This is a genomic window from Achromobacter sp. SIMBA_011 (genome assembly GCF_046535435.1).
Lineage (GTDB): Bacteria > Pseudomonadota > Gammaproteobacteria > Burkholderiales > Burkholderiaceae_B > Achromobacter > Achromobacter dolens.
Genome location: NZ_JAWRWN010000180.1, coordinates 1 through 333 on the forward strand (window position 1 = coordinate 1; position 333 = coordinate 333).

Below are 333 nucleotides of genomic sequence, written 5' to 3' on the forward strand. Positions count from 1 at the left end.
CGGCGTCATGTCGGGCGCACGCCGGCGGTTTCCCGCAGCGCGACGTACTGCAGCAGCATGATGGTCTTCGCATCGACGATCTCGCCGCGCTCGATCGCGTCGAGCGCCGCACGCAGCGGCATCTCGACGACCTCCAGATCCTCGCCTTCTTCCGCGATGCCGCCGCCGTCGCCCGTGCGCAGCGACGCATCGTATTCGCCGACGAAGAAATGCAGCTTCTCCGTCACCGAGCCCGGGCTCATGAACGCCTCGAACACCTTGCGCACGCCGCGCACGCGATAGCCGGTTTCCTCTTCGGCTTCCGCGCGAATGCGTGCGTCGGGCGTCGCGTCG

The 333-nt window shown here is 68.2% G+C and carries 1 pseudogene; it reads right to left on the reverse strand.

Going from position 1 to position 333, the window contains the following annotated elements:
* Positions 1 to 5: 5 nt before the first annotated feature.
* Positions 6 to 333, reverse strand: a pseudogene (locus SB816_RS30470) (GDP-mannose pyrophosphatase); the annotation flags it as partial.